The 16,024-nt window shown below is 39.6% G+C and carries 21 protein-coding genes; 15 read left to right on the top strand and 6 right to left on the bottom strand.

Features of this window, described 5'->3' with window-relative positions; all coding sequences use genetic code 11:
• Positions 1 to 9: 9 nt before the first annotated feature.
• The gene (locus LJC66_RS13900) at positions 10 to 513 is read right to left on the bottom strand and encodes an immunoglobulin-like domain-containing protein (RefSeq protein WP_230932779.1); all 504 of its coding nucleotides are present in this window, start codon (positions 511 to 513) and stop codon (positions 10 to 12) included.
• Positions 514 to 621: 108 nt separating this feature from the next.
• Here LJC66_RS13900 and LJC66_RS13895 point away from each other — a divergent pair, with 108 nt between their 5' ends.
• The 3 genes from LJC66_RS13895 (at position 622) to LJC66_RS13885 (ending at position 2,293) form a co-directional block, all read left to right on the top strand.
• A complete protein-coding gene (locus LJC66_RS13895) occupies positions 622 to 1,332 on the top strand; it encodes a Type 1 glutamine amidotransferase-like domain-containing protein (RefSeq protein WP_230932778.1) in 711 nt (236 codons plus the stop codon).
• Positions 1,333 to 1,416: 84 nt separating this feature from the next.
• Positions 1,417 to 2,001, top strand: a complete 585-nt coding sequence (locus LJC66_RS13890) for a hypothetical protein (RefSeq protein ID WP_230932777.1) — start codon at positions 1,417 to 1,419, stop codon at positions 1,999 to 2,001.
• Positions 2,002 to 2,056: 55 nt separating this feature from the next.
• Positions 2,057 to 2,293: a hypothetical protein gene (locus LJC66_RS13885; protein WP_224357852.1), complete on the top strand. Its 237-nt coding sequence runs from the start codon at positions 2,057 to 2,059 to the stop codon at positions 2,291 to 2,293.
• Positions 2,294 to 2,348: 55 nt separating this feature from the next.
• Here LJC66_RS13885 and LJC66_RS13880 read toward each other — a convergent pair whose 3' ends face one another.
• On the bottom strand, positions 2,349 to 3,014 hold the full coding sequence (locus LJC66_RS13880; protein WP_230932776.1) for a cupin domain-containing protein: 666 nt from the start codon (positions 3,012 to 3,014) through the stop codon (positions 2,349 to 2,351).
• Positions 3,015 to 3,245: 231 nt separating this feature from the next.
• Between LJC66_RS13880 and LJC66_RS13875 the strand changes: the two genes are divergently transcribed.
• The 5 genes from LJC66_RS13875 (at position 3,246) to LJC66_RS13855 (ending at position 8,050) form a co-directional block, all read left to right on the top strand.
• Complete coding sequence (locus tag LJC66_RS13875) at positions 3,246 to 4,076, top strand: glycosyl transferase family 2 (RefSeq protein ID WP_230932775.1); 831 nt, start codon at positions 3,246 to 3,248, stop codon at positions 4,074 to 4,076.
• A gap of 139 nt (positions 4,077 to 4,215) precedes the next feature.
• Positions 4,216 to 5,100 carry a superoxide dismutase gene (locus tag LJC66_RS13870; protein ID WP_230932774.1) on the top strand — a complete coding sequence of 295 codons (885 nt, stop codon included), beginning with the start codon at positions 4,216 to 4,218 and terminating at the stop codon, positions 5,098 to 5,100.
• 159 nt (positions 5,101 to 5,259) lie between these two features.
• Positions 5,260 to 5,421 (top strand): hypothetical protein, encoded by a 162-nt coding sequence (locus tag LJC66_RS13865; RefSeq protein ID WP_230932773.1) that lies wholly within the window; start codon positions 5,260 to 5,262, stop codon positions 5,419 to 5,421.
• Between the two features lie 304 nt (positions 5,422 to 5,725).
• Positions 5,726 to 6,283 carry a 3D domain-containing protein gene (locus LJC66_RS13860; protein WP_014459735.1) on the top strand — a complete coding sequence of 186 codons (558 nt, stop codon included), beginning with the start codon at positions 5,726 to 5,728 and terminating at the stop codon, positions 6,281 to 6,283.
• A gap of 279 nt (positions 6,284 to 6,562) precedes the next feature.
• Positions 6,563 to 8,050, top strand: coding sequence for a DHA2 family efflux MFS transporter permease subunit (locus tag LJC66_RS13855; RefSeq protein WP_230932772.1), 1,488 nt, complete (start codon positions 6,563 to 6,565; stop codon positions 8,048 to 8,050).
• Positions 8,051 to 8,082: 32 nt separating this feature from the next.
• Here the strand turns inward: LJC66_RS13855 and LJC66_RS13850 are convergent, their stop codons facing one another.
• Positions 8,083 to 8,763: a DUF421 domain-containing protein gene (locus tag LJC66_RS13850; protein WP_028408225.1), complete on the bottom strand. Its 681-nt coding sequence runs from the start codon at positions 8,761 to 8,763 to the stop codon at positions 8,083 to 8,085.
• Between the two features lie 158 nt (positions 8,764 to 8,921).
• Here LJC66_RS13850 and LJC66_RS13845 point away from each other — a divergent pair, with 158 nt between their 5' ends.
• The 4 genes from LJC66_RS13845 (at position 8,922) to LJC66_RS13830 (ending at position 13,168) form a co-directional block, all read left to right on the top strand.
• Complete coding sequence (locus LJC66_RS13845) at positions 8,922 to 9,566, top strand: LytTR family DNA-binding domain-containing protein (protein WP_050690645.1); 645 nt, start codon at positions 8,922 to 8,924, stop codon at positions 9,564 to 9,566.
• Positions 9,567 to 9,697: 131 nt separating this feature from the next.
• On the top strand, positions 9,698 to 11,212 hold the full coding sequence (scpC, locus tag LJC66_RS13840; RefSeq protein ID WP_230932771.1) for a succinyl-CoA:acetate CoA-transferase ScpC: 1,515 nt from the start codon (positions 9,698 to 9,700) through the stop codon (positions 11,210 to 11,212).
• Between the two features lie 118 nt (positions 11,213 to 11,330).
• Positions 11,331 to 12,293, top strand: coding sequence for a quinone oxidoreductase family protein (locus tag LJC66_RS13835; RefSeq protein ID WP_014459740.1), 963 nt, complete (start codon positions 11,331 to 11,333; stop codon positions 12,291 to 12,293).
• Between the two features lie 104 nt (positions 12,294 to 12,397).
• Positions 12,398 to 13,168 carry an SDR family oxidoreductase gene (locus LJC66_RS13830; RefSeq protein WP_230932770.1) on the top strand — a complete coding sequence of 257 codons (771 nt, stop codon included), beginning with the start codon at positions 12,398 to 12,400 and terminating at the stop codon, positions 13,166 to 13,168.
• A 22-nt stretch (positions 13,169 to 13,190) separates the two neighbouring features.
• Here the strand turns inward: LJC66_RS13830 and LJC66_RS13825 are convergent, their stop codons facing one another.
• Positions 13,191 to 13,973 (bottom strand): SDR family oxidoreductase, encoded by a 783-nt coding sequence (locus tag LJC66_RS13825; protein WP_028408229.1) that lies wholly within the window; start codon positions 13,971 to 13,973, stop codon positions 13,191 to 13,193.
• A 307-nt stretch (positions 13,974 to 14,280) separates the two neighbouring features.
• Between LJC66_RS13825 and LJC66_RS13820 the strand changes: the two genes are divergently transcribed.
• Together LJC66_RS13820 and LJC66_RS13815 are read left to right on the top strand one after the other, a co-directional pair.
• On the top strand, positions 14,281 to 14,478 hold the full coding sequence (locus tag LJC66_RS13820) for a hypothetical protein (protein WP_014459743.1): 198 nt from the start codon (positions 14,281 to 14,283) through the stop codon (positions 14,476 to 14,478).
• Between the two features lie 143 nt (positions 14,479 to 14,621).
• Positions 14,622 to 14,894 carry a hypothetical protein gene (locus tag LJC66_RS13815; protein WP_230932769.1) on the top strand — a complete coding sequence of 91 codons (273 nt, stop codon included), beginning with the start codon at positions 14,622 to 14,624 and terminating at the stop codon, positions 14,892 to 14,894.
• A gap of 29 nt (positions 14,895 to 14,923) precedes the next feature.
• On the opposite strand, the gene LJC66_RS13810 is transcribed toward LJC66_RS13815, so the two are convergent.
• The gene (locus tag LJC66_RS13810; protein ID WP_013057410.1) at positions 14,924 to 15,160 is read right to left on the bottom strand and encodes a hypothetical protein; all 237 of its coding nucleotides are present in this window, start codon (positions 15,158 to 15,160) and stop codon (positions 14,924 to 14,926) included.
• Positions 15,161 to 15,427: 267 nt separating this feature from the next.
• Between LJC66_RS13810 and yjcZ the strand changes: the two genes are divergently transcribed.
• Complete coding sequence (gene yjcZ / locus LJC66_RS13805; RefSeq protein WP_013057409.1) at positions 15,428 to 15,565, top strand: sporulation protein YjcZ; 138 nt, start codon at positions 15,428 to 15,430, stop codon at positions 15,563 to 15,565.
• Positions 15,566 to 15,758: 193 nt separating this feature from the next.
• Here the strand turns inward: yjcZ and LJC66_RS13800 are convergent, their stop codons facing one another.
• Complete coding sequence (locus LJC66_RS13800) at positions 15,759 to 15,959, bottom strand: cold-shock protein (RefSeq protein WP_013057408.1); 201 nt, start codon at positions 15,957 to 15,959, stop codon at positions 15,759 to 15,761.
• Positions 15,960 to 16,024 lie beyond the last annotated feature (65 nt).

Below are 16,024 nucleotides of genomic sequence, written 5' to 3'. Positions count from 1 at the left end.
TTTTTACCTTTAATCAAACTGTCCGAGAACATTTTTAAGACTCGGCCAAACGATTTCAAAAGGAGCCGCTAACACATGCTCTTTTCCGTTTTCATCTTTAAAGTGCTGAACAAAACGGTACTTTCCTACTTTGTAGTTAGGAGTTGCGATATCTAGTTTGAGTGATTTCCCTGGCTTCAGCATGACAGTTTTATCAGGGAACTCTAATCCGTTTAGAACAACTTTGTACCACTTGCCGTCTTTTAAGTGATCCGCCGTATTTTCGTAAGGAATCGTTAAGGTATGCGTCGAATTGTTTTGAATAACAAAAAAGCCAAACTGCGTTTTATCGTATTTTTTACTGACAGCAGATAGCGTAATAGTTCTCCCATCAATGCTTATGGAAGAAGGAATGTTTTTTTCTTGTTTGGGTCCTAGTTCCATTTTTTGACCGTTATAATCGATATAGCCAAAGATACAAAACAAGATAATAAAAATGCCTAGTATTAGTAAAAGTGTTCGTACTATTTTCAAAAGCTTTGCACCACCTTTTTATCACTCTTCCATTATACGGAAAAATTCTCGTTTGAAATAGTATGAATTTACATTTCCTATATCACTTTTTTGAAAGGAATGATTGAATTGAGACAAATTATAGCCATGGGCGGCGGAGGTTTTTCGATGGAGCCGGATAACTTGCTTCTGGATCAATACATACTTTCACAAGCTCATATAGATGTGCCGAAAACCTGTTTTATCCCTACAGCCAGCGGAGATGCCGATAATTATATAGAAAGGTTTTATGAAGCGTTTGAGGAGTTGGTATGTACACCGTCTCATTTATCGCTGTTTTCACCAAACTTTATAGATTTAAAAGCATATGTGCTGCAGCACGATATTTTGTATGTAGGCGGCGGTAATACAAGGAAGAATATGCTTTCTTTATGGAAAGAGTGGGGACTGGATACGATTTTAAAAAAGGCTTATGAAAAAGGAGTGATCTTAGCAGGAATAAGCGCAGGTTCGATTTGCTGGTTTGAAGAAGGCGTCACTGATTCAATGAACAATAAACTGTCTAAAATCGACTGTTTAGGATTTTTAACGGGAAGTAACTGTCCTCACTACGATGGAGAAAGCAATCGAAGACCGTCGTATCGTGAGTTAATTGCAAGCGGGGAAACGAAAGAAGGCTATGCTGTAGATGATGGAGTTGCGCTGCATTTTAAAAATGAGAAGCTATCCGCATCAGTTAGCTCAAGACCAACAGCAAAAGCATATGCTGTTGGTCGAAAAGAGGAAGAAGTAGTTGAACGTGAGCTTCCGGTGACCTATTTGGGTGATCGCAAGCAATAAATGGCTGCTTTCCATGTTTCTCTGTATAAAATGGAGCTTATTCGTACATACATAAGCAGAGATTCTATCTAGGAGGGTACTTCAGTGAGCTATAAACAATACTGGGGAAACATACATGAACAAAGCGATAAGCTGCAGAAGTTATTATCGTCGTATTGGCATCAGTATTCAGATTTTGGAAACTGGCAGTTTTGGGTGGTGCTTGCTTCGCTCGTTCTTCCTCTTGTGTTGTTGTATTTTACCGTAGACCGGACGCGGATCTTTGAGGTGTTTTTCTTCGGTTATACAGTTCACGTGCTTTGGGCATATACGGATACTGCACTTGGAAGAACCGGTTATTTAACACACACGTTTTTCTTAACGCCGCAGCTTCCAAACGCAACGAATATTACCGCTTCTATTTTGCCGGTAGGCTTTCTGCTGCTTTATCAATATTGTACGAATCACCAAAAGAATTTTTATCTGTATACGATTCTGCTGAGCGCTGTTTTTTCATTTGGACTGGCGCCCCTTGAACACCATTTTAAATTTATTGATTCAGGAAAAGGAATGAGCTTATTTTATATTTTTCTGATTGATATCGGAATAACGTTAGTAGCGTATTGGTTCACAAGGCTTCTTGTAAAAGCAAAAGCCGCAGCCTATCGTAAAGTGGAAAAAGAACGTTGAAAAAATGTTTGAAGGTTATTAGTTAGGGGTATACATGTATTTAAGATAAATTGAGGTGAAAAAATTGTATTACTACCGCATTTCAGAAGGGCAAGATGAAACGTACTCTGAGACAATTGTTGTTCATGAAGAACAGTTTGATCAAGGTACGTTTGAAAAAATGGTGAAAGAAGCGATGGTCGATAAGCCTGGCAAAATTGATCAAGTGGACATTGTGAAATATTTAATTGGACATTATCATTTCCAAGTTGCATATATTGAAGCAGCCTTTCATAGTACATATACAGACTAATAATGTTATGTATTCAACAAAAAAAACCGTTGCGTTGGCAGCGGTTTTTTTGTTTCTACCAGTACCGATAGTGATAGGGGCTTTGAGGGTGATAGTAGGGATTCTGAGGCGGAGGATACGTACAAGGAGACGTGTGATGGTAGGCTGGACCAGCTTGTTTTTCCTTTTTATAGTGTTCTTTTTCTCTACATTCGTCCGTTGCTCCAATCACGATGGTTTGATTTTTTAACGGAGCCAGCGTTTTCTTTAGTTGCTCTGGATCTAAGCAGTACGTGTGAGCAAGGACTTCAATAGGCGTTTTATTTAAAATGTCCGATCCAAAAATATATTCCGGGTAAGGGGCGTCAAAAATGGCAAGTAAATGCGTATTGTCTTCAGACGCAATTTCCCAGTGCCACCAGCCTTGAGGGATATTGGCTACTTGACCGGGAGTAATCGGAATATTTGTGACTTCGTTGTTAAACGGATTGATTAATGAAACGACGGCCGAGCCTGCAATGCAGTAGACAAGCTCAGCGGCATTTTGGTGATAGTGCGGTTCGACTACGCGGCTTTTGCTTAAGTAAATATCGAGTAATGAGACGTTTCCTAATGTGTTGAGCACATCCCGGCCTAATCGGTTAATGTAATTTTGATCGTTTCGCGTATTAAGTCTGTTTTTATTCACATCAGAAAAGTATTGCACGTTTGGATTATTGTAATTCATATAGGACGTTGACAAGGGTCTTCAGCTCCGATCCTTGAATTTTTTATGATGCTGTATCGTATGTGAAGAGTTTTATTTCGTGACAGAAGCCTAGGAGGATATGTAGGTAAGGCCTATTTTTGATAACGTGTACAATCATTTGTCCACTGATTTTCATACACTGTAACAGGTTCTTTTTTTATAGAGCCATGATCAATGTCAGACGCATACGACAGATCATTTTAAGGAAAGTGAGTTGCAGAGCTGTTGCTTGATCAATATGAAAAAATAACTAGTACGTATGAAAAGCTGGATGAACTTCAGCTGCCGTTTGATAAGCCCATTTTAGTAGGAGTCGAGTGGAACGGAGTGCTGTTTGAGTTTTTAGTAAGGCTGAAAAAAGAGTCTTCTCATTTGCTTGTGTTTGGTTCAGGAGGAGGCGCAAGTCAAGAAATGCCGGCAGGTCCTCCATATTTTCAGCGCCATTCGTGGATGAATGAATTCCAAGATTCAATTATTTATTATAACGATCCTACGCTTTATTTAGGAAAGGTGTCGCTTGCGTGGGGGCAAGGGACAAGCGACCGTTTTTATTTAAAAGACATTGCGGTTTTAATTGAAAAGTTCATGAAAAAAGTGCAGATAAATTCGTCTAACGTGCTGTTTTACGGATCTTCGGGCGGCGGCTTTATGTCAATGTTTTTAGCGGGGTACGTAAAAGGAGCAAAAGCGCTTGTCAACAATCCGCAGACGTGCTTGACCAAGTGGCTGAAAACGCCGGTTCGGCAAGTGTTTAATTTATCTTATCCAAACCTAACAGAAGATGAAGTGATAGCCTCATACGGTGAGCGAATTAACGTAGTGAAGTTTTTTCGCCATATTAACTATGTGCCAAAAGTGTATTACTTGCAAAACGGGGCGTTTGAATACGATATGAACAATCACTTGCTGCCGTTTTTAACGGATTTGCAGGATATGCCAGACGACTGTGAGATTAATAATATAAAAGTGGAGCTCTATTATAACCCAAAGCTGAAGCATGCAGCTGTTAGTAAGCAAGAAACGATTGACTATGTGAATATGGCGAAGAAGATATAAGAAAAAAGGCAAGAGTTTATCTTTTAAGAAGCTGTTGCTTTTTTATGTCGAATTTTCTAACTCAATAGATACAAGTAGGAAGTTATGTTGCTTTTTCTTTTGAATATGATAGTGAAGATGAGGTGTAAGGAGGGAAAGTATGGCCGATCAAGATGAGAGAAAAAGATACTTGATGGAAGTTCAGACCTGGCTTGAACAAGTATGTGATCCTGTATTTGAAGAAGCCATTACAGAAGTAGATATAACGTCATATATAACGCGCACGCAAGAAGATGTTCTTGAATATTTAAGCGAAGAAGATGTCAACGAATATACGTTAGAAGAAATCAATAATGCAGTACGGCATATTGATAAAGTTTTAAAAGAGCGGCTTGGAGACGACGGCAGGGAGCGAGAATCGATAGCGCCAGGACAGCATGAGCTGCCGCCGCTTGGCTATAGCTATTCAGCTCTTGAACCGTATATTAACCGAGAGATCATGCGTCTTCATCACAGCAAGCATCATCAAAGCTATGTAGATGGATTAAATAAAGCAGAGCTCATGCTGCAGCAAGCCCGTAACACAAACAAATTTGACCTCATAAAACATTGGGAACGGGAAGCTTCTTTTCATGGCTCAGGTCATTATTTGCATACAATTTTTTGGGAAATTATGAGCCCAGAAGGAGGAGGGAGGCCGAGACGACAGCTGCTGCAGCAGCTTCAAAAAGACTTTGGCAGCTATGAGAAATTTATGATGCACTTTTCTCAAGCTGCAAAAAAAGTGGAAGGTGTGGGCTGGGCTATCTTAGTATGGTCGCCTCGTTCGCGAAAGCTTGAAGTCTTACAGGCTGAGCGCCATCAGCTTCTCACGCAGTGGGATACGATTCCGCTGCTCGTATTAGACGTATGGGAACACGCCTACTATTTGCAGTACAAAAATGAACGTGATCCGTACGTTGATAATTGGTGGAAAATAGTTTACTGGCCCAATGTAGAAAAAAGGTTTGAGGCAGCTAAAATGCTTCAGTGGCAGCCATATTAACAAGGAATGCAGGCATCTTAATTTCAAATAAAAAGGCTATGAAAAAAGCATTTTAGTTGGAGAAAGATCCGAACGGTGAATTGAGATTCTTGATGGAGAATCCAACTCGTTCGGATTTTTTATTGTTATGGCGATCATGTATGTATGCGTTTCTAGCAGTTGATTGGAGAGCAAGACGAAGACTCCTGCGGAAATAGTGGAATAGATGAGACCCCGCAGGAGCGCAAGCGACGAGGAGGCTCATCGGCCACCCGAGGAAAGCGAAGTCTTGCACGGAAATCAACTGCGGTGTACAAAGTGATTTATATTAAGATCCTTTAACGCATTTATTAATTTTAAATAAACTATGTTCTAAATAACTAATATAAAAATAAAGTGTAAGCCTCTAGAACCAGTTAAATGTTACAAATGAAATAATCCAATATAAATGTGTGTAAAAGCACCTTTATATGCCTAAATATGTATGTTTTTGAAATGTTAAGGTGATTAATTCACTAGTTTAAAAGGAAGAATTTTTATTTTTACTGTAACTAAACTATCAAACTATTGACATGTTACTGAAATATAACTGTAATATTCATGTGTTATTTTTTATGTATTGGTAGATAAAGGGGAAATCAATTACATGAAAAAGACAATGATTACGTTCAGTTTAGTTCTAATGTCACTGTTCGGAGTGGCAAGTGGTGCATCAGCTGCAACAAATACATATACAGTAAAAAGCGGAGATTCGCTATATAAAATTGCAAAGACATATAAAGTATCGGTTAGTCAGCTGAAACAGTGGAATAACTTAAAGTCAGACAGCATTCATCCGAAACAAGTATTAAAAGTATCACAAGTAAAATCAAGCACGCCTGCTAAAGCAGCGCCTGCGAAGTCTTCAAACGTTGTGAAAGAATTTAAAGTAACAGCAACAGCGTACACAGCGAACTGCAAAGGCTGCAGCGGAAAAACGGCGATTGGAATCGATTTGAAAAAGAATCCAAATCAAAAAGTTATTTCTGTCGATCCAAAAGTGATTAAGCTTGGTTCAAAAGTATACGTAGAAGGTTATGGCACGGCAATCGCAGCTGATACAGGAGGCGCGATTAAAGGAAATAAAATTGATGTTCTTCTTCCTTCTCAAAAAGAAGCGTTAAAATGGGGAAGAAAAACAGTAAAAGTTCAAATCTTAAAATAAGTATTTCTTAAGAGAATGAGAGCCTTCGTTGAAGGGCTCTCATTTTTTTCTTCATTAAAGGGTATGCTACTTTATATATACTGATGGAAAAGTTTTACGAAAATGATCATATTTGTTGACAAATATTTCGGAAACAGATATATTTATCCGGTATATAATTAAGTTCATTAAATATTCGTGACATAAATTAATAGAATGAACACATAAACTATATTCTTAACCTGTTTGTCATCTGAAGATTTACATACAGATAATTTTAAAGGGAAAGGTCTTGTTAAAATGAATACACAAACACAACAGTCCGATCAAGCCCGAACTCGGTCTATTTTTGGCGTAATGATAATGGGAGCGCTCGTAGCTTTTTTAAATCAAACGCTGATTAACATTGCGCTTCCGCAAATGATGGATCATTTCCATGTAACGGCGGCTACGGGTAACTGGTTAACAACCATCTTTATGTTAGTAAACGGAATTGTTATTCCAATTACAGCATTTTTAATGAATCGATTTACGACAAGGCAGCTGTATATTACAGCAATGGGGCTGTTTACAGTAGGAACACTGCTTTGCGGTATTGCACCGACATTTTCTGTTATTTTAGTGGGACGCGTCGTGCAAGCAGCAGGAGCAGGGATTTTATTTCCGTTAATTACCAACGTTATTTTTACGTTATTCCCGCCTGACCGACGTGGTTTTGCGATGGGGATTTTTGGCGTAGCGATGAACTTCGCACCGGCAGTAGGGCCGACGCTTTCTGGTTTAATAGTTGAGCACTACTCATGGCGCGTTTTATTCTTTATGATGTTTCCAATTGCACTTATCAACGTAATTGCGGCAATTATTTTAGTGAAAAACGTGACGGAAACAAGCCGACCGAAGCTAGACGTGCTTGGCGTTATTTTATCAACAGTTGGATTTGGCGGCTTGCTTTATGCGTTCGCTACGGGCGGTACAAAGGGCTGGACCAGCACCGAAGTGTTAGCCATGTTCATTGTAGGCGGTATTTCAATTCTGTTCTTTATTTTCCGTCAGTTAAAAATTGATCAGCCGCTTCTTGAATTCCGTATTTTCCGTTACCGTATGTTCACGCTGACAACAATCATTAACGTAATTGTGACAATGGCAATGTTTTCAGGTATGATTTTAATGCCGATTTATATGCAAAACGTACGCGGCTTTTCACCGTTTCTTTCAGGCCTGCTGTTACTGCCAGGGGGAATTGTAATGGGGATTATGTCTCCGATTACAGGACGGCTGTTTGATAAGTTCGGCGCAAGATGGCTTGCTGTTATTGGTTTAGCAATTACCGTTGTGACAACATATGAACTAACAAAACTTGAAACAACCACAACATTTATGTATGTCATGATTGTCTATACTGTTCGTATGTTTGGGATGTCACTGCTTATGATGCCGATCTTTACAGCTGGATTAAATGAGCTTGCGCTTAGCTTAAATAAATACGGTACCGCGATGGTTAATACGCTTCGAATGGTTGCCGGAGCTGTAGGAATGGCGTTCTTTGTATCCATTATGATGAATCAAGGTGAAAAACACGTGAAAAATATCGTAACGAATCAGCAAATTTCGCCAACAGATAAAGGCAGTATGGCTGAAGCTGTGAATCAAGGTACAGCAATGGGTATTAACGATGCGTTTATGATCGCAACGATTTTAAGTGTGATCGCGTTTGTTTTAGCCTTCTTTATTCGTAAAACATCACCAAAAGAAGATACCATTACAAATCGTGTAAAAAAAGCAAGCTAATAACAAATCCGTGCCTTTTGGTACGGATTTTTTTATGAGTTAAATTTGTCTTTTTTATAGTCAATGTAAAGGGATCCGTCGGACTGGACCTCAGCATAAAAGACGTCATCAATTGAGTTGACTCCCGCTTTTTCTAGCTGTTTATGCAGCCAGTTGTTATCTACGTGCAGGTCCTTCAAGGCATCTTCATTCGCTTTTCCATCGTAAATAACGCCCGTTGAAGTGGGAAATAAAAGCGTTTTTGACCACGAGTTCGGCTTTTTATCTTGTTTTTGCATAACGGAAAGGTTTCCGTTGATTTCTAATATGGCGTATTCGACATCTTTTATGGAAAATACGTTTTGCTGCCTCAGCATGCCTAAAAGAGATTCAATATCTAGCCGGACTTGTTTTAATGCCTTTTCCATCACTTTCCCTTGCTTAATCACAATTTTAGGCTCACCGGTAATAAGATGCCGCGCTTTTTTCGATTTCATTCCAAGATAGCCCATAGCGATCGTTAAAAATGTCCATCCTAGCAGAGAATACACTCCTTTATCAATTTCTACTCGCTTATCAGTGGAGAGGGAAGAAGCGATATTACCAATCGTAATCGCCGTAATGAATGTAAACACATTTAACTGGCTGATTTCTGTTTTTCCCATGAGCCGCGTTAAAAGAAGCAGCACAAAAAATGAACAGGCGATTCGAAACGTCGATTCAGCATAGCCCATACATTTCACCCTTCCTTCATTTCATTGTTTTATGTTGTGAAAAAATAGAAATTTTATGCAGTTGAAAAGATAAATTCCATGCTTCTTTCCCACTAGCTTTTGCTTTTGCGCTACAATAAAGAAGCAGCGTGTTTGACTAGACAAAAGAAGGTGAAAAGATGAAACCATTTAAAGCATCCGCATTATTAGATGTCATCAGTGAATTGTTCTCCGATGAAGCGTCGATTGCCGTTTCAGATCTAGAAACGTACGTGTATTACCGAGCAAGCAAACGAATTAATTTAAAAATCAGCCCTGGAGATCAAATAAAAAAAGGAACGATTACATATAAAGCATTAGAACGAAAGCAAAAAGTATCGGAATTTATTCACCGAGACGTATTTGGCACACCTTACTACGGCATGGCCGTGCCTTTCTTAGACGAAGGAGAAGTACAAGGATGCGTGACGGCGATTTTTCCCGCGTTAACGAGCGGAAAGTCAGTTGTGACGTTAAAGGTGAACGAGGGATGGATACCGGTTCCTTTCTCAAAAATCATCTACGTAGAAGCGCGTGACCGAAAAACCTATGTGTACGCCCAGAAGTATACAGGTACGCATAAATACACGTTAAATGAATTTGATTATGTGCTTCCAAAAGAAGAGTTTGTGCGCTGTCATCGTTCCTTTATCGTCAATGTGACGCAAATTCAAGAAATTTACCCTGATACACATTCAACCTTTCTGTTAGTGATGAATAACGGAGAAAAAATTCCGGTCAGTCAGTCGTACGCCAGTTATTTTCGAAAGCTGCTTGGGTTTTAACCGTCATTTAGCTTAATTATCATCAAATATGCTGTTTTGTCGCTATTTTTGTCCATTTCATTCCAAAAACTCTTGTGGACGCTCCCTTTACAGTAAAATGGTAAAAAGAGAAAAAACAAGGAGTGAACAGAATGGAAAACGTTTGCAGTCGAATTAAGCATGAAGCACTACAGAATCGCGTTGTCTCTGCTGAAGAAGCAGCGTCTTGGATTCAAGATGGAATGACTCTTGGTCTAAGCGGTTTTACACGCGCGGGGGATGTCAAAGCTGTACCGTTTGCGCTAGCGAAACGAGCGGAAATAGAACCGATAAAAGTAAGCGTATATACCGGTGCTTCACTTGGATCAGATGTGGATAAGCTATTTGCAGAAAAAGGCATGTTAAACAAACGCCTGCCGTTTCAAGCGGACCCGACCATGCGTAAAAAAATTAATGAAGGTGAATTTCAGTTTATTGACCAGCATTTATCGCATACTTCTGAATGGGTGCGTTCAGGCGTGTTAGATTCAATCGATTTCGCTATTTTGGAAGCGGTTTCTATCACAGATGACGGAATGATGATTCCAACAACGTCAATTGGCAATTCGATGGTGTTTGCCGAGCATGCAAAATCGATTATTATTGAAATTAACACAGCGCAGCCAGAGCTGTTAGAAGGTATTCACGATCTGTATGATCCAGGCGTTCAAGGACAGCGAGATGTGATCCCTTTAAAAAAATCTGATGATCGTATTGGTTCGTTAGGTATACCAATTGATTTAGATAAAGTAAAGGGTATTGTATTTACAAATCAGTTAGATTCACCGTCTACGATTGTAGCACCTGACGAAGAAACGGTTGTGATGGCTCAAAATTTGATTTCATTTTTACGCCAAGAAATTAAAGAAGGGCGATTAACCGAATCGCTTGCTCCTTTACAATCTGGAATTGGTTCCGTGGCAAATGCCGTTTTCCACGGTTTGTTAGATTCAGAGTTTCATGATTTAGAGGTGTATTCAGAAGTATTGCAAGATGCTGTGTTTGATTTATTTGACGCAGGAAAAGTTACGTTTGCTTCCTGCTGCTCAATTACGCTTTCAGCGGATAAAATGAAACAAGTTTTCTCTAATTTTGAAGCCTATCGAGATAAGCTCATTCTTCGCCCGCAGGAAATTTCAAACCATCCCGAAATCATTCGTCGCTTAGGCCTGATTTCTATTAACACTGCGCTAGAGCTAGACATTTACGGAAACGTCAATTCCACGCATGTGATGGGAACAAAAATGATGAATGGCATCGGAGGCTCAGGAGATTTTGCCCGAAATGCGCGTCTCGGTATTTTTGTAACAAAATCCATTGCTAAAAACGGTGATATTTCAAGCATAGTGCCGTTTGTTTCGCACGTTGATCATACGGAACACGATGTGGATGTGATTGTAACAGAGCAAGGATATGCGGACTTACGCGGACTCGCTCCAAGAGAACGGGCAAAATGCATTATTGAAAATTGTGCCCACCCAATGTATCGCGATCAGCTTATGGCGTATTACGAAGAAGCGCTCACGCGAGGCGGACAAACACCGCACGTTCTTGAAAAAGCCTTTTCTTTTCATACGTCTTATCAAAAAAATGGAACGATGCGAGAAGTTGTAACGCAAACAAATTGAAAAAACGCTTTGTCTCCTTATGAGACAAAGCGTTTTTTGCTGAGTAAGAAACTTGTGTTTGTTATCTCGTTGAATTACGATGAAAGGGAATACATAAAGAAAACGAGGTAACTTATCTATGAAAGCATTAGTATTTGAAAGATTTGGAGGACCTGACGTTCTGCACTATCAAGATATACCGAATCCCTCTATTGGACCAACAGATGTACTAGTAAGAACAAAAGCAATTGGACTTAATTTTGCGGATGTGTACCGAAGAAAAGGGAACTACCACTTAACGGGTACACCTCCGTATATTTTAGGATATGAAGGAGCAGGTGTGGTAGAAGAAGTAGGAGCAGAAGTAAGTCATGTTAACGTAGGAGACCGTATTGCGTTTGCTGACGTTCCTTTTGCAAATGCAGAGCTTGTTGCCGTGCCACAAGATAAAATCATTGCCGTACCTGATGATATTTCGTTTGACGCAGCTGCTTCTGTGCTTTTACAAGGGTTAACGGCTCACTATTTAACACAAGACAGCTACAGCATTCAGCCCGGCGATTATGTACTTGTTCACGCAGCTGCTGGAGGCGTAGGTCAGCTTTTAGTTCAAATTGCCAAGCTATTAGGCGGACAGGTCATTGGCTTAACGTCATCTTCTGAAAAAGCAAAAGCAGCGGCTCAGGCAGGCGCTGACTATGTCTTTTTATACGAAGATAACTGGGTGGAACAAGTGAAAGAAGTAACGAAGCGAGGCGCAGATGTTGCCTATGAATCTGTAGGAGTTACGCTAGAAAAAAGCTTTGAAGCCGTAAAAACAGGCGGAACCGTGGTATTTTACGGAATGGCAGGAGGCGATCCGGCCCCGGTCGACCCACGTATGCTGATGGATACCTCTAAAACGCTTACAGGCGGAGACTTATGGAACGTGCTTGTGTCATATGAAGAACGTAAAGTACGTTCACAGCAGTTGTTTGAGTGGATCAGTAAAGGTCAGCTTGTGTTAACTGATCCCGTGGTGTTCGATTTAAAAGACGGAGCAAAAGCACATGAGCTGCTTGAAAGCCGGAAAAGTACAGGGAAAATTTTGTTAAGACCGTAAAAGAAAGGCCCTTTAGTCAAGGGCTTTTTTCCGTTAGTAAAGGAGAAACTAAGGAGCTGTCTAATATATATAGTAGATAAGTAGAGTGAAAGAGGTGAAGGTAGATGAAACATGCATTGATTACAGCGGGTCATAAAGGTATCGGCAAGAAGGTAACAGAACAGTTTTTAAAAAAGCAGTATTCCGTTACCGTCCATTTTCGAAGTGATAAAAATAAAGTGCGAGAACTGCAAGAAGAATGGCATCAATATAAAGACAACGTACAGTTCGTAGAAGGAAATATAACGAATAAAGCAGATATTGAACACGTCGTTGCGCAGGCTATGGAGCGATTTGGACGTATTGATGTCTTAATTAATAATGCAGGTCCGTATGTGTTTGAAAGAAAAAAATTAATAGAGTACACAGACAGTGAATGGTATGAAATGCTGGAAGGGAATTTAAGCTCCGTTTTTCATTTTGTCAAAGCGGTTGTTCCTATTATGAAAAAGCAGCAGTTTGGAAGGATTATTACATACGGTTTTCAAGATGTAGAGCACACCCCTGGATGGATGTACCGCGCGGCTTTTAGTGCCGCTAAGTCAGGGCTAGCTTCTCTGACCAAATCGCTTGCTCTAGAAGTAGCCGAATACGGGATTACGGTCAATATGGTCTGTCCCGGAGATATTGTAGGGGACATGAAAGAAAGTGATATTATAAAAGCAAGATTACTAGAAGACAAGGAAACGCCTGTGGGCCGATCAGGTACGGGAGAAGACATTGCGCGTATTATTGAGTTTCTTTGTGATGAAAACTCAGATATGATTACAGGCAGCATTATATCCGCTTCGGGCGGAGTAGACGTTGTTCATAAAAGTAAAAAAACAAGCCCCTGACATTGATGCAGGGGCTTGTACGTTACAACAGCGATTCTCCGCCGTCGATAAACATTTCACTTCCGGTAATATGTTTGGACGCGTCAGAAGCTAAAAAGAAGATTAAATCTGCTACTTCTTCGGGCTTAGCTGAGCGTTTAGCAAGCGGCTGATTGCCATTTGGATATTCAATTGGAATAGCGACTTCTTTTAATTTGTCTTCTTGACGGAATGTATTGCTTTCAATATTTGTATCAACTGCTCCTGGACAAATGACGTTTACCCGTATTCCGTATGTAGAAAGTTCAAGAGCTGCCATTTTGCCGAACGCCATTTGGCCAGCCTTTGAGGAACTGTATGCGCTCATGCCGATATTTGAAAATGTACGGTTGCCGTTAATCGAGCTAGTAATAATAATGCTTCCTCCCTGAGCTTTCAAATAAGGAATAGAATGCTTCACGGTTAAAAAAGTACTTGTTAAATTTGTATCAATTGTTTTTGTCCAATCTTCTGGTGATAGTTCTTCAATAGAAGAGAACGTACCGTTGATGCCTGCGTTAATAGAAACAATATGTAATTGACTCCATAGGCTGCTGATCGTTTCGATACTCTCTTTTATACTTTCAGAGTCGGAGACGTCTGTTTTAATGGCTATACACTCTCCGCCGCTCGACATGATGGTCTCTTTTACTTCATGTAGTTTTTCTTCGTCTAAATCTAAAAGAGCAACGCGCGCTCCTTGTTCAGCTAATGTAATGGCTGAAGCACGTCCAATTCCAGACGCCGCCCCCGTCACGAGCGCAACTTTTCCAGTTAATGCAATCATTTGTAACCCCTCCATATAAAAATGTTGTTTCCTTTCTTTAGCCTATACGGAGGAAATAAAAACCTCTTTTAAAATATTTGTGTTTAAATTTGCTAAAAGATGCCAAAAGGAAAAGAGAAAACAGCGGCGAATTATTAATATGACGCCAGAACATGAAAAAGCTAATGTCAAATGAGCCTACTTGAGTAGCTAAAGATATAGCCTGTCTTTTCAGAAGAATGTTTATATAAAATTTTACATCAGAGGGACTTGCAAATCGTTCCTTGAAAGCTTACACTAGTAAAGCACAGAAAAAGGACGGTGTTTTATGAAGAAGAAAGATAATGTGATTCCATTCCCGCAAAGAAGGGAAGCGGCTGCTTATGTTCCCGCTTCTATTAGTTTAGATAAGGATATTGTGGAATTTTTAGAAATTATGAATTTTGAAGATCGCAATGATTTTTTAAATGAAATGATTGATTCATTTTTTAAATATGTAAAAGGTGAAGAAGACGAAGTAAGATAAAAGGTAACGTTAAAGACATCCAACGAGATGTTTTTTATTTTGTGACCAATTGCTTAAAAGGCATGCTTAAGCCTCGTATAGTTATTTATGGTATAGTATACATTAGATACTATCTAGCAGGTGCAAATGCGAGGAGTGATAAGATGAGTGGATTTAAAAAAGACATTCGTGCCGGATTTGAAGAACCACACTCACTAGAACAATTAAAGCATGAAATGGAGCAAAGCCTGTGGAATTTAAGAAAAGATTTGCGAAATGAAAATCGCTCGGAAACGGAAATGGAAATGATTAAAATTTCGCTGCTGTCACTATTTGAGGAACAGGCAAATAAATTGAGTGAAACTGAGCTTTCTGACTACCTTGCTGATTACCACAAAAGAGTCGAGCAGTTATTCGACAGGTATAGCTATAAATAAGACAAGCATCCTTGCGGGGATGCTTGTTTTTATTTGAGCAAAATTCGCTTGTATTCATTGCGCTTCAGAGGTTTGGATACATACCCGTCGGCTTCTAGCTGATAAATAATGGTCGCAGCTGCATATACGCTAAAGGCATGATCAAGACCAAAGTAGTCTTGCAAAGCGGCGACGCTCACTTCCTCTTGAAAGATTTTACTGCGATTCGATAAGACAATAGGGTAGACGTTTTTAACGATTTGCTTTGAAATTTCGAGTGTTAACATATTAAATCCCTCCCGTGTGAATGTACATAACTAAAGGTATTCAGCACGGTGTACATTCATGAAAAAGGGAGCGATTACATTTTTAAAAGATAAAGAAAAGAGGAGTAAATGCCCATAAAATCAAAGGTTTTATCTCTTTGTGGGGCATGTTTGAAAAACGCAGTATTTTTAGTGTATGACAAACATTTTCAAAAGTTCTATGGAATTATTAGGAGCAATTTAACTAAATCCACATATCTTAAAGTATAGCAAATGGAGGTGAAACACATGGGATACTACGGAGGTTACGGATACGGTTGTGGTTATGGCGGCGGTGGCTGCGGCGGCGGTTTCGCTTTAATCATTGTACTTTTCATCTTATTAATCATTATCGGCGCTTCTTGCTTCGGCGGCGGCTGGTGCTAATTATTAAAAAATGATGACGACGCAACATCCACACTTTATTTCTTCAACTATTTATTCCACAAAAGGTCTCTTCGGGATGAAGAGACTTTTTTAGTTTATTATTTATAATAACGTGTACAAACTGCACGTTAAAAAGGTTTTATGCGTGGTTCTACATAAAAAAAAAGACTCTGAAATCAGAGTCTTTTTCTACTTATGCTTTTTGAACGTTAGCAGCTTGAGGTCCGCGTTGACCTTCTTCAACGTCGAATGTTACAGCTTGACCTTCGTCTAAAGATTTGAATCCTTCGCTTTGGATTGCTGAGAAATGTACGAATACATCGTCGCCGTTTTCGCGCTCGATAAATCCGAAACCTTTTTCTGCGTTAAACCATTTTACTGTACCTTTTTCCATGAATGTTGCCTCCTCGTGTGCTATGCACACATTGTATTACTATCCTTGCTCATGATCAAAATCTT

Source organism: Priestia sp. TSO9, from assembly GCF_021029645.1.
GTDB classification, from domain to species: Bacteria; Bacillota; Bacilli; order Bacillales; family Bacillaceae_H; genus Priestia; species Priestia megaterium_E.
Note: the sequence above shows the minus strand (reverse complement) of the source record. Positions and strands in the feature narration are given on the sequence as shown.